Source organism: Amycolatopsis acididurans, assembly GCF_012328925.1.
Classification (GTDB): Bacteria; Actinomycetota; Actinomycetes; order Mycobacteriales; family Pseudonocardiaceae; genus Amycolatopsis_E; species Amycolatopsis_E acididurans.
The window spans coordinates 57,612-70,344 of the sequence record NZ_JAAXLS010000034.1 but is presented as its reverse complement, the minus strand read 5'-3'; the positions used below and the strand labels follow the sequence as shown (position 1 = coordinate 70,344).

Annotated in this window: 10 protein-coding genes; 1 reads left to right on the top strand and 9 read right to left on the bottom strand. The window is 67.0% G+C overall.

Annotation, left to right across the window (positions count from 1 at the left end; all coding sequences use genetic code 11):
• Positions 1 to 621: 621 nt before the first annotated feature.
• The 5 genes from HFP15_RS31190 to HFP15_RS31170 form a co-directional block, all read right to left on the bottom strand.
• Positions 622 to 1,389 carry a GAF and ANTAR domain-containing protein gene (locus HFP15_RS31190; RefSeq protein ID WP_312871833.1) on the bottom strand — a complete coding sequence of 256 codons (768 nt, stop codon included), beginning with the start codon at positions 1,387 to 1,389 and terminating at the stop codon, positions 622 to 624.
• A 43-nt stretch (positions 1,390 to 1,432) separates the two neighbouring features.
• Positions 1,433 to 2,140, bottom strand: a complete 708-nt coding sequence (locus HFP15_RS31185) for an ANTAR domain-containing protein (RefSeq protein WP_168520361.1) — start codon at positions 2,138 to 2,140, stop codon at positions 1,433 to 1,435.
• A 43-nt stretch (positions 2,141 to 2,183) separates the two neighbouring features.
• On the bottom strand, positions 2,184 to 3,164 hold the full coding sequence (locus HFP15_RS31180) for an acyl-CoA desaturase (protein ID WP_168520360.1): 981 nt from the start codon (positions 3,162 to 3,164) through the stop codon (positions 2,184 to 2,186).
• 230 nt (positions 3,165 to 3,394) lie between these two features.
• Positions 3,395 to 3,553: a DUF6307 family protein gene (locus HFP15_RS31175; protein WP_168520359.1), complete on the bottom strand. Its 159-nt coding sequence runs from the start codon at positions 3,551 to 3,553 to the stop codon at positions 3,395 to 3,397.
• Positions 3,554 to 3,651: 98 nt separating this feature from the next.
• A complete protein-coding gene (locus HFP15_RS31170; protein WP_168520358.1) occupies positions 3,652 to 4,803 on the bottom strand; it encodes a N(5)-(carboxyethyl)ornithine synthase in 1,152 nt (383 codons plus the stop codon).
• A gap of 179 nt (positions 4,804 to 4,982) precedes the next feature.
• On the opposite strand from HFP15_RS31170, the gene HFP15_RS31165 reads away from it, so the two are divergent.
• A complete protein-coding gene (locus HFP15_RS31165) occupies positions 4,983 to 5,492 on the top strand; it encodes a DUF5994 family protein (RefSeq protein ID WP_210718110.1) in 510 nt (169 codons plus the stop codon).
• A gap of 323 nt (positions 5,493 to 5,815) precedes the next feature.
• On the opposite strand, the gene HFP15_RS31160 is transcribed toward HFP15_RS31165, so the two are convergent.
• The 4 genes from HFP15_RS31160 to HFP15_RS31145 are packed head-to-tail and all read right to left on the bottom strand — an operon-like array spanning position 5,816 to position 12,502.
• A complete protein-coding gene (locus HFP15_RS31160) occupies positions 5,816 to 8,491 on the bottom strand; it encodes a TniQ family protein (RefSeq protein WP_168520357.1) in 2,676 nt (891 codons plus the stop codon).
• A complete protein-coding gene (locus HFP15_RS31155) occupies positions 8,488 to 9,630 on the bottom strand; it encodes an AAA family ATPase (protein WP_210718109.1) in 1,143 nt (380 codons plus the stop codon). The genes HFP15_RS31160 and HFP15_RS31155 overlap by 4 nt, the downstream gene beginning before the upstream one ends.
• Entirely contained in the window at positions 9,627 to 11,774 is a 2,148-nt protein-coding gene (locus HFP15_RS31150; RefSeq protein WP_168520356.1) for a TnsB C-terminal domain-containing protein, read from the bottom strand. Before HFP15_RS31150 ends, HFP15_RS31155 begins: the two co-directional genes overlap by 4 nt.
• A complete protein-coding gene (locus HFP15_RS31145; protein WP_210718108.1) occupies positions 11,771 to 12,502 on the bottom strand; it encodes a TnsA-like heteromeric transposase endonuclease subunit in 732 nt (243 codons plus the stop codon). The genes HFP15_RS31150 and HFP15_RS31145 overlap by 4 nt, the downstream gene beginning before the upstream one ends.
• Between the last annotated feature and the right edge of the window lie 231 nt (positions 12,503 to 12,733).

Genomic DNA, 12,733 nt, shown 5'->3' with positions numbered 1-12,733 from the left:
GCTGCTCGTCCAGGCCATCCAGCCCGGACACGGGGTTCAAGTCCTCAGCGTTCTCCACGCCGGACATCATGTCGGTCATCAGGTGCACTTCCATGATCGGGAATTACACCGCTCGTTTTACAGTCCCTCTCGCTGGGATGTCACCAAGATCAGTCTTAAGCAGGTGTCATTTCTTGGCTCGACGAGTCTGCCCTCCATGTGGTTGTTCAACGCGCTGACCTGCGGAGACTCAATTTCGTGCAGTCGGCAGGAGGCTAGTGCTGAGGGAAATGAAGCCAGGTGCGAGAATCCATAGCTTCTGGAGGTTCTCGTTGTGTTGCGTCCAGCGTTCGCGTGACCAGTGATTTTAATCTGGTTCTAACCGCGTTTCGCGCGAGTTGCCTCATTGGGGGCTTTTCATTTTCTTTTGAAACAACGTTCGACGGTATTGCGGTTCTTGTGCTCGGTGGCATCGAAAGTTGGTTGGACCCGTCACCGTCAGAATCACGCTTGCGTCGCTGGGCTTTCTGGTCTTCCTTGACCGTATCGAAGCAGTGATTCCTGTCCGCGCAGATCGGCCCGATTGCCTCGGGAGTTGCAGGCCTTGTCCGTCGTCACTCGTGTACTGATCTCGCGGCCCTGTCAGGGGAGCTTGCGGGGAGTGTGCGGTGCTGGACGCGCACGGGGGCGGAGGATGAGCCCGGGGTCGGTGCGACCGTCGGCGACGGTGCGGGCTAGTTCGGACAGGCGCAGGTGGTGCGAGCGAGCGTAGCCACGCAACGCGAGAAAGGCTTGTTGCATGTCCACGGCGCCGTGGGCGGACAGAACGCCTTTGGCCTGCTCGATGACGACTCGGGAGTTCAACGCGGTTTGGAGTTGCTCGACGAGGACGGTGCTGTCGTGGAGCATGCGGTGCTGCAGCATGCCGATGGTGGCGACGTCGGCCAGCGCCTGGCCCAGGTTCACGCTTTCGGGGTTCACGCCGTCGGAGTCGGTGTTGAGCAGGTTCAGCGCGCCGATCACGGTCCGGCGCAGGCGCATCGGCACCGCGTGCGTGGCGGCGAACCCGGCCGCGTGGGCTGCCGGGGCGAAGCGGGGCCACCGCCCGTATTCCGCGGCGAGGTCTTCACTGGACACGGAGAGGCCGGTGCGCACGCAATCCAGGCTGGGCCCGTCATCGGCTTGTACCGCGAACAGTTCGATCACCCGCGCTTGTTCGGACGACGCGGCGACCATCGCCAGCCCGCCTTTCTGGTCCGAGAGCACCACGCCGGCCGCGGCGACGTCCAGCAGCTCCGCGCACCGTTCGACGAGCGTGTTCAGGAATTCCAGCATGTCGAAGTCGTCGACCAGGGTGTCCGCGAGTTCGACGAACACCCGTGCCAGTCGTTGTTCGTGCTGGCTGTTCACGTGTTCACCTGCCACTCCGCTTCGTCACGGGTCCGGGTGTGGTTCATTCTTCCGCGTCAAGTGCCAGACTGCGCGTCACGAGTTGTCGGGCCACGACGCTGACCGGCAGGTCGTGGGCATAAGCGTAGGCGCGGATCCGCAGCAACGCGGCTTGCATGCTGAGGTTCTGCTCGTAGCTGACGATCCCTGAGGCCTGGTGCACTTCGGCGTGGATGTCGCCGATCCAGCCGAGATCCTCTGGGGTGTGGCCGGCGATCTGAGCCAGGACCGCCTCGAACGCCAGCTCCGCCAGCAGGAGCGCATCACTGACCTGAACGTCGTTCAGCCGCCCGGCGCTGCTGCGGTAGCAGTCCAGGGAACCCACTCCGATCGCCCCGAGCGTGAGGGGGAAAGCGAACACCGCCGCCGCTCCGGCGGCCAGGGCGCCCGGGGTGAACCCCGGCCACCGCGACACCGCGGCGGCCAGATCGGGCACCAGCACGAGCACGCCATCGGTGGCCGCGGCGAGTCCTGGGCCTTCGCCCACCGTGAACTGCAGTTCCTCGAGCCGGGCGGCCACCGGGTCGCCGGCCAGCACCAGCCGCTGCTGCGCGTCGGGGTGGCCGGCCCGGTCGATCAGGGTGACCCCCGCGCCGGTGACGGACAGTTCCGACGCCGCCAGCAGGCAGATCCGCGTCAATGCGGAGGACGTGTCATCTCCGTTCGGCGCGAGCAGTCCCCGCAGCCGTCGTCGCCGGTTCGCAGTCGCCATGGCTGATCGCGCTTTCGTCCCGCGACGATCGCGGGGCATCGGTTCACGCGGTGGTGTGCTCCGCCTTGATGGAAGGGGTGCGTGCCGGGGCCGACAGCCGAGCCAGCCGGTGCGGGGTCGGCCAGCGGACCCGGGTCGCCCAGCCGAGCTTCTCCAGCAGCCAGATCACGCGTGCGGAGATGTCGATCTGCCCGGGGAGCACCCCGTGGCGGGCGCAGGTGGGATCCGCGTGATGAGAATTGTGCCAGGATTCGCCCATCGACAGGATCGCCAGCGGCCAGAAGTTCGCCGAACGATCGCGGCTGGTGAAGGGCCGGGCGCCGATCATGTGGCAGATCGAGTTCACCGACCAGGTGACATGGTGTTGCAGGGAAACCCTCGCCAGGCCCGCCCAGAGGAACGCAGTCAGCGCGGCCCACCAGGACCCGCCGATCAGCCCGCCGACCGCGGCGGGCACCAGCACCGTGGCGGCGACCCACAGCGGGAAAAGCCGATCGACCAGGCGGATGTCGGCATCGGCGGCCAGGTCCGGAGCGAACCGGGCGATATTGGTCTTGTCGCGGCCGAACAACCAGCCCAGATGCGCATGCCAGAAGCCCCGCGCCAGCGCGAACGGTGACGTACCGTAAAGCCAGGGCGAGTGCGGGTCGCCTTCGCGGTCGGAGAACGCGTGGTGCCGCCGATGGTCGGCCACCCAGCTGAGCACCGGGCCCTGCGCGGCCAGGCCCCCGGCGACCGCGAGCGCGATCCGGAGCGGGCGGTTGGCCGTGAACGCGCCGTGGGTGAAGTAACGGTGGTAGCCGATCGTGATCCCGAGCGTTGTCACCACGTAGAAGCCGGTCGCGATGCCGATGTCGAGCCAGCTCAGTCCCCATCCCCACACGAGGACGACGATCGCGATCAGCGCGAGGAACGGGGCGATCAGGAAGATCCGGATGGTGATCAGTTCGGTCCGGGAATGCTGTCCGGCAAGCAGCGGTTTCGGTCCCGCCGGGTACTGCGGGGGTGTTCTTGTCGTCGTCATGGTGATCGATTCGCGAGGCGAGTGATCACGGCGGCCGCGTGGGGCGAGCGTAGTGGGCTTCATGAGCCTGCTCCCGGCGGTGCCGGCCGGCTCTCGCTACACGGAATGCGAGGCGCGGGTCCCGGACGCGGACGTCCTGATCACTGGCTGTCGGTCGTCGTGAGAGCAGAGTCTGGGCACTCCGGCGCTGTGGTTCCTGATTCTACCGATCCGCAGGCGTGGTAGGCCGGTCAGCGTGGTTTCTCGGGTGTGGTGTCGAGGACGTGCACCAGGTGCACGGCTAGGTCGAACGCGGCCTTGTCATCGAGCTCGGTCCGGCTCTGCACGGCGTCCTGGGCAAGTTTTACGCGTCGTTCGTAACGGGAAACGTACGGAGTTTCAAGGGTCATAGCCCGAACCTTCTCTGAGCGTCGAGGACGACGCGGGCTTGATCGCTCACGTACGAGGTGCTCTCGACACCATCCACGGTACGCCTACGGACGATCCGTCAGCGACGCGGATGCGGGTATTCGGGCGCGCGGTTTTGGAACGACAGAATCGCGGGATTCAGGATGGTCCCGTCGCGGATTTCGATGGCTCGCCGGATGGTGTCGTGACTGTCCCATGCGGACGGGCCGGTGAGGACCGGCCGGAGGTGCGGGAGCAGGGCTTCGCTGATCTCCCAGGTGGCCGAGTTCCACAGGTGGGACGGGCTGTGGTCCACGGCGTAGTAGGTGATGTTGCGGCCGACCACGAACGTGGGCCGGGTGAAAGTCGTGGGCCGAGCCCAGCTGAAGCCCATGCCTTCGTCGCAGGAGACATCCACGATGAGGCTGCCGGGCGCGAACGCGGCGAGGTCGTCCTCGATGAGAAACGTCAGGGGCTCACTGGTGTCCTGGAGCACGCAGTTGACGACGATGTCGTGCTCGGCGAGGAATCCGGCCAGGGGTACCCGGCCTTTGCCGGTGAGCGCGTGGCTGCGGCGGGGGTCGCCTGGGTTGTTCGGGTCGTGGTCGAAATGCACCATCGTCGCGGAATGAATCGGCGAGCCGACCGCGCTGAGGCCGCGAGCGGTGAGGACATGGACGTCGTGGATCCCGTGGGCGTTCAGGGCGGTCACTGAGCCTCGGGCGGTCGCGCCGAAGCCGATCACGACCGCGCGCAGCCGGCGGCCGTAGTCCCCGGTCGAGCCGATCAGCTCCAAGGCGTGCAGCACCGAGCAGTAGCCCGCCAGCTCGTTGTTCTTGTGGAAGACGTGCAAGCTGAACGAGCCGTCGCGCCGCCAGTGGTTCATCGCCTCGAAGGCGATCACGGTCAGCCGCCGGTCGATGGCCAATTGGGTGAGCTCGTCGTCCTGGACGCAGTGCGGCCAGCTCCACAGCACCTGGCCGGCCCGCAGATCCGCGAGATCCTGCGGGAGCGGTTTGGCCAGCAGGATGACGTCGCATTCCGCGATGAGCTGCTCACGCGACCGCATCCCGGCGACGAAGCCGGCCAGCTGCTCGTCGAGGATGCCGAACCGCTCGCCATAGCCGGATTCGAGGTAGATGCGCTTCCGGAGGTCGGCGTCGATCCGCTCGAGATGCCGCGGATGGATCGGCAGCCGGCGCTCATTCTCTTTCCGCGAGCGTGCGATGACGCCGAGACTGAGCTGGTGCACGAAGGACCCCTCTGCTAGATGCGTACGGGTGTAGTGTCGGTGGTGTCCGAGAGCATCTCGTGCGTGGGTGGTCAAGCCCGCGTCGTCCTCGGCCCACAGGTCGGCCGCTGTCTGCGACCGAGGACGGGAGCACCGGCATGCAGTCGGGCCCGCACACAGCCGTCGCCACCCTACCGGCCATGAAGGCCACCGAGCCGCCCGGGCCTGAACCGCGTCTGCGGTTGAAGCCGGAGGCGCCCACCACGGGGTATGTCGATGGCGCGTGGTGGCCCCGATCCCGGGACCTGTCATCCGAACTGTCAGCGTTGCGTGCAGCGCTGACAGTTCGGATGACTCGGATCGACAGAGTCACCTACAACCTCACCGTCTGGCCACCGACTCCGCGGCGCCTGGTCCTCGACGGCCACGTCGTCCGGCTCGAGGGATTCCGGTCGCAGCACACCGACACCGTGACGGTGATCGGAGCCGATCGTCGCCGGCTGACCCTGCTGGTCGTTCCGCCGGACACCGACCCGGACCTGGCGCACCGGATACTGGTGACCGCGGCGCACGGGAACACCATCGACACCATCAAGACGCTGCTCGCCCCCAATGATCTGTCCCGCCACGCCACAGCGGATCTCGCCGATGCCGCCACCCAACGGTGGGAGGCCGACGGCGGTCGCACCACGGTGCAGCTTCCCAGCTGAAGCCGGTCGACACGGCGAGCCTGATCAGCGTCGAGGTCTGTATTGGCCTGCCCATCCAACCGGCCAATGCGGAATCGGCGGGCAAGGGGATGGCTTCGATGGTGCCGCGGGGCGGCGATGGTCGGGCTGTCATCTGGTCGCGAATGTTCTCGGGCGTCACTCGATCGTCCGTTCGGGTCCTTCAAGGAATTTCCGCATAGTCCTGCTGCTGAGTTGGTCGACCGTCCAACCAGGAACATGGTAGAAGAATTCGAACTCGACCAACGGCAATCCAGCCGCTCGTAGCGTCGGCACCTCGTCCGAACTCCTCGATGGCTCGCCGGCTATCTGGCGATAGGGCCCGCCTGTCCATGCACCCGTTTGCCGTCGCATGTGGGTGCAAGCGGATCTCGGGTGGCGGCACGGGCGTGATCGGCCCGTGTGAGCTCGGCTTGGTCGAGAATATCCAGGACCGGCAGTATCTCCTGCACGAACGTTTCGCCTGCTGGAGTCAGCGCCATGCCGCGAGAGTCGCAGGCGGCCTCCAGGAGTATGGCGCCGAGGGCGCGCTCGAGTTGCTGGACCTGAAGGGTGAGGCTGGCTTTTCGAACGCCGAGGTGTTCGGCGGCGTGGTTGAGGTTGGGGTGCCCGGGTATCGCGAGGAACCGGCGGATGCGTTGTTCGGCTCCGCGGCTGTTGAACAGGGTCCAGATGGTGGTGGGGAACGCGTCGGGTCCGCCATGGTCGGCGAGGACATGTTTGTGGGCGGCGACGCCTCGACGGGTCGCGATGCCGAGTTTGCGGGCGTGGCGGGCCAGGTCGGAGGGCGGGATGCCAAGATCGGCGGCGATGTCGGTGAACGGGCGGTGTTTGTCCTCGTATTGTTCGCGAAGCCAGGCGGGGTTGAGTGTGCGTAGAACTTCACCAGGCACCGGCGGGCCGATTCCGCTGTTGATCAAGCGAGTGCTGATGAGTTGATGGCTGCAGCCGGTGAGATGCGCGATCTGGCCAGAGCTGAGCCCCTGGTTGACGTAGCCGCGCAGATCGTCGTCGCCCGGTGGCACCGGGCGTGGAATGTCCTTGCCCGGCTCGGATGTGTGTCGTGGTGTCGACGGCTGTGGGTGACGGGCAGCGGCCAGAAGGATGTGATCGGGTGTGGTGTGCAGGCGGGTGGCGATGGCGCTACGGGTCAGCCCCGCCTTCGCGAGGCTCCAGAGTTCGTCAATCTGAATGTCATCGGGATGCGGCCCTGGCCAGGAGATGTCCTCGACCCAGTCGAACGGCGGTTCCCAGATAACGGGCTCATCGATGTGCAGGCGCCGCAACAGGCCCTGGGCTTGCTCATGCAGGTGAGTGGACAGCTGTGCGGGAAGGGCGAAGACGAACGCGCTGTAGTCCTCACCATCACGAGCCGGGGATAACGTCAACGGGTCCGGTAAGTAGTAGGGATGATTGCCGGTGAGCAGCTCGATCAGGCGCAGCCGCGCGAAGCGTTCCTGACGCTCGGAGGAGCGGTAGCGGATCTGGGTGCAGGCAGCCTGCCAGGTGACGCGATTCAAGTCGGCGGCCGAGATCCGGCGCCAGCGACGACGGCGCCCGTAGTCAATGGGTGCGGGATGCTCGTCGAGTTGGCGGGCGAGTTGGCCGAGTGCGCTGAGTACGGGCTCCCAGGTGCCGCTCTGGCGGAGTTTCTTGGTGAAATGGGCGCAGACGGCGCCGCTGGCCGGCGGTTGGCCCAGCAGCGCCCGGGCACCGGTGTAGTCGAGGTCGCCGAGCCCGGCGATCTGCAGCAGCAGGCTCAGCGCCTGGCGGTAGGACAGCGGGTCGAAGTGCCCCAGCGGGTTGAGGCGCAGCGCCCAGCCCCGCCAGAACAGGCCGGGGAGGCTGGCTGCTCGCGTTGTGCCGTGCCCGGATCGGGGACGCCGTGGCGTACTGGTCGCGGTGCCGTAGCGAAGCTGAATCGCTGGGTTGAGTCGGGGACCGATGCGCTTGAGCAGTGCGCCTTGGAGCTTGGGGCTCGCGGTGTCCCACTGGCCCAGCAGCTGGGAGAGGCGGGCTTTCGAACCGCCCGCGGTGGCGTGTGCGAGCCAGGTGGTGATCGCTGGGTCCGGCGCGGTGGGTCCGGTGGCGAGCATAAGGTGCGCCGCGGTCGCGCCGACCGCGACTCCGGTAGCGCGATCATGGCCATGATCCGGGAGGCCGTGCTCGGCAAGCACACTACGGGCGATCGCGGCGATCGGCTCCGGCGCCGCCGAGGTTCGCAACGCGGCCAGCGTGGCGCGTGCGGCGGCGTGCAGGTCGTCCAGGTTCTGCAGCAAGGGTGCCAGATCAGCGGAGGCCGCGCGGGCGGCCAGCAGCGCGGTGATGATGGCGTCGATGTGGTGTTGGGCGCGCGTCACCGGACCGTCTGGAGCGAGGCTAATCGTGTCTGCTTCTTCCAGGGAGAAGGTGCAGGCGGGTGCTTTACCGTGCGGTGAGTTCTGCGGGAGGGCGAGCCCGAGCTCGCCGAGGTAGGGCGAGTCGGGTGGCTGGATGCGGATCCAGAAGTGTCGGCTCTCGCAGGCCGGGCAGGTGTCCCGGAGCAGGATGTGGTGGCGGGTGCAGGCGAAGCTCCAGGCCAGGCGCCAGGACAGCATCCACCGATTCCCGTTCTCGGCCAGGCAGCGGGGGCAGAACCGTGATCCGGTCAGTCCGCGCCACCAGCGTGGACGGCTCCCCGGCCGCGCGGGCCGGTCGACGATCAACCCGGTTCCGGCGTAGCGATCCAGGGTCATGCCGGCCAGCCTGTCAGCGGGGACCCCGGTGGCCGTGCCCACCGCGGCGAGCTGCTCGGTGTCGAGGTGGTGCACCCAGGGTTTGTGGGCTTTCGCGGTGTTCCATTGCGTGGCTATCCCCGCGGACCGGAAGAGGTCGAAGATGCTGGTGTGCAGGCGTTCGGCGAGGGCTTCCAGCCAGCTGTCCACTGCCTCACCCGGCAACGGCGCCAGCCGGATCGGCAGGGTCCGGATGCCGCCCGTCATCCGGCGCGGCGTTGAGTCTGGGTGATGCGGGTGCTGATCCGGCGGGCCCGGATCGCGGCGTCCAGTTCGCGGCGAGCGGTTTCCGCGGCGGCGTCGTTTTTGACACTGTCGAGCAGGTCCTGGCTCAGCTGTTCGGTGCCGGTGCGGACGGCGCGCTGGCAGCCGCGGTTGATCAGGGTCATCAGCGAGCCGATGTGCCCGGTGCTGCGCGCGAACAGGTAGTCGGACAGTTCGTCGGCCAGCATGCCGGGATGTTTCTCGGCGAGGGCCAGGCGTTGTTCGACGGCCAGCAGCATCTGCCGCCACTCGCGTCGCTCGGTGTCGGTATCGACGGTGAAGGGCCGCATGTCCAGCGGCGTGGTGCGGCGTCCGGTCTGCGCCAACACGGCGTTGGTGTAGGAGTCGCCCTCGGAGAACAGGCCGCGTTCGGCCAGGCCGACGCCGATGAGCACCAGCGTCACCGGGAACTCGTTCGCGATGTATTTGAACTGGTTGCTCACCTCCACCCCGGACGCTGCCCGCCACCGCAGGAAGTGCAGATCATCGACGATCAAGAGCTTGACCTGGCAGGCGAGCATGCAGTCCAGGGCGCGGTGCGCGAACTGGGCGGTGGTGCCGCGCTGGTGGCCGGGATGACCGAAGTACTCCAGCATCGCCCGGTTGAAGTCCTTCATGCCGGTGTTGCCGGTCAGCCCGACCCGGCAGACCGGCCAGCGTTCGTGCCCGCTCCGGGTGAACTCGCCGTGCTCGGCGATCTCGCGGAGATGGAATCGTTTGGCGAAGGCCAGCACCGAGGTGGTCTTGCCCAGCCCGGGGAACGCGTCGATCGCGATCGCGCCCTTGGCCTTGTCCCCGTCCTGGGCGTTGCTGTCCACGATGTCCCACAGATCCTCGTGCAGCGCGGCCAGCTGCGGGGTTTTGATCGGCCCGAGGTTGGCGTGCCACTCCCGGCGCCGCTGGTTGTAGTCGGCCAGTGCCGCCTCCCCCAATGCACGGAGTTCCCGTGTGGTCAACGGTTCAGGCTGGGGGCGGGCGGGGGCGTTGACGAAGCACTGCCAGCCTTCCTTGCGTGCCAAGGTGAGATTGTCCAACCGGACGGTGCTCTCCGCGGCCTGCTCAGTCCGCGGCGTCGAGTTCACGCGTCCTCCAGTGCGTCGGCGTAGAAATCCTCCTCCGCGTCGAGGCCATTGAGGTCCTCGGCGTCGTCATCGCCCATCTCGGCGATCGGTTCGGCCTCAACGTCTGCGGGAGCGTCGCCTGAGCCTGCGGCGGCCAGCACGCGGGCCACCGACGGCAGCCCTGACACTGCTGGTTCGCGTTCCGCGGGGAGGTCAATTGCTGCCTGCTCGCGAGAGAGCCGCAGTGCCATCCGCCGCTCGGCGAGTGTCGTGCCCAGCCCGAGATTCCACCGCTCCAGTAGATCGGCGACCGCGATCTTGTCGTCGGGGTAGGTGTACTTCGCCGCGGCCAGCTTACGTGCGAACTGAAGCGCGTCCTCGCTCAGCGGCATGTCCAGCGACGGGGCGTGTTCCCAGCGCAGCGTGTGCCATCGGCGTGGGGTTTCTTGGTCCCGGAAGTAGACGCGGGTGATGTCGTCCGGGTCCACCTGCACCGGCCATCGCCCCTTCGCTTTCCCGGTGTAGGGGCTCGTTTCGTTCTCGTAGCATTTGAGCACGTCGCCGTGGTAGCGGCGGCCGTCGATCTCCACACCGTAGTGCTGGATGGTGCGCCACTCGGTCTTGAGGAACTCATAGCCCAGGTCCGGGTCCCGCGGGACCTCGATGTAGCCGGCCCGCGCGACGCCGTGCTCGAACATCATCGCCGGCGACATCCGCAGCTTCGGCAGATGCGGGTCAATCAGACTGGTGTGCGGCCGGTGGTGATAGACCGCCGCGACCCACTCACGGACGATCACTTCGAGTTCGTCGAGGAAGAAGAACGCGTCCTGCTCGGGATTCAGTCCTCGGGAGTGCACGTCCGGGCCCTTGTAACCCGGCAGCGCCTGTAGCAGGTCTTCCCGCAGCGTGCGGAAGAACCGCTCCACCGGCCCCTTGTCCCGGCCCGTGCGCAATCTCGCCGGCTGGATCGAGATCCCCATCCGGCGACACACGCTCGTCAGATGGTCCGAGACGTAGATCTTGCCGTGATCGACCACGATCGTCTCCGGCACCACCGCCGGCGATCCCGCGCCAGGGCCTTCGATTGCGCTGGTGTCCAGCAGCACCGACCGAGGAATCCCGTGCTCGGGCCAGACCGCGTGCGCGGGCCAATCGCGCCCCGCCGGTCGGGGTCGAAACGCCTGGTAGAGCACCGAGGCCGCGTCTACCGACTTGGTCGACACCGGCGTCAGCCGCAACCCCACGATGCAGCGGTCGTACCAGTCCATGGCAACGGTGAGCTCGGAGTTGATCCATCGCAGCGTGACCGGGTCCAGCGCGAACACGTCCAGTCGTGTGGTGTCCAGCAGCACGTACTCGCCCGGCCGGGTCGGCCGTAGCTTCCCGTAGGCCTCATCCGGGCGACTGGCGATGTCCCGATTTCGCTTGGTGCTCAACCGGAATATCGGATGCTGCCGCTCCAACTCCTCCAACACCCGAAACGCCGTCGCCCGGCTCGGCACCTTCACCGCACCCGGCCCGAACCGCGCGGTCACCCGCGCGCTGGCCCGGTCGATCACCATCGTCCGCGACGGCTTCGACTCGTCGGTGTGCTCGACCATCACTTCCAGCGCCGCCTCCGCCCAGCGTGGGTCGGTCCTGCTCGTCGGCCCGCTGCTCGTGCGGCCTTTCCGGCCGATCAAGCCTGCTTCGCCATGACAGCGAAAATCGGCAACCCACTGCTGAACGGTGCGCATCGTGACGTCCAGCTCGGCTGCCTTGGCCCGGTACCGCGTCAGCAAAGGCAGACTTGGGTCGAACCCAGGACGTGGCTCGCCCTCAGCCGCAAGTTCGGCCATGCCGACGCGATACCCGGTCAGCACTTCCCGCACATGCGCGGCCCGGTCCCGCAGCTGCTGCTGCTCCGCGTCGGTCAGCTCTGCCAGCAGCACGCTCGCTGTCTCGTCGGGATCATCGGCGCTGGGCCCAGGGCTGTCCGGGATTACTCGGGCTCGGTCCGAAGCCAACAATTCCCGCAGCGCCACTCGCACCATCCGGCGCCCCGACGAGTTCTTCAGCACGACCTCGGTACCCGCCGTCGTGGCGAGCAGCTCGACGACCTCGACAACCTCACCGTCGTAGCAGAACCGGGAACCCACACCCACGCGCGTCGCCGCCTCGCTCATGCCGCACGCCTCAGCACGTGACTGCCGCTCAACGGCCGGGTCAGATCAACGGTGAAGTACTGCCGCCACAACAGGTGCAGCACCGCCGCACGCACCAATGCCGCCGGTCGCCTCGGCCAGCCCCGACACGCCATGCCAATGGTGACACCGTCCAGATCCGCCGAACGTACCTCAGCGAGCAGCTCGTGATCGAAGAGCCAGTCCCGGCGATAGCCCGCCAGAAATCGAATATTCTCCAGCTCCACCACCGGCGGTTCGCTCCACACCTGATAGCGCCAGCCGCGTGACTCCACCGCCTGCCTCGTCCACGCGAAGGTGAACGCATTCTCCGGTCGGACCGCGCGGTGCCGCGGCTTGACATCCACCACCAGCGGACCGGCGTCGGTCACCAGCAGGTAGTCCGGGATGTGCTTGCGCACAGCCCCAGCGACCTCGGCCTTCAGCAGAAACGGCTGAGCCAGGATGTGACGCACAGACAGATCGAAGTCCGCGAACAGCAACCGGGCCAGCTCCAGCCGGGATTCATAGATCACCAGATCTTGTACCGTGGCCGACCAAAACTCACCCGAGTAGTGCCGCTGACCCTTGTACCAGCGGAAACTCCGCCACGGCAATGCTAAAATCAACACGTCGGCCCCGACCGACGCCCATGGCTGAACCACCTCCGCCGACACATCTGCGGGTCGATAGCAGACCATCGTCGACACCGGATCGGCCACATTCGTCATCGCCGCTCCTCACAACTCAATAGCCGCCGACGTGCCACCTTCCTCCCGGCTACGTATCCCGGCCCGCAGCTCCACCGGCATGTCGGCTACACCACCCAGACGGCCCAGTCTCAAAGAGACTTCACAAATGAAACGAAGGTGAAAACGCCGCTGAGAAAATGAAGTCAGCCGTGAGACCCTACATCAACCTGGTCTTCTTCCTGGCCATCTACCAACTCTTCTGCCCGCTCA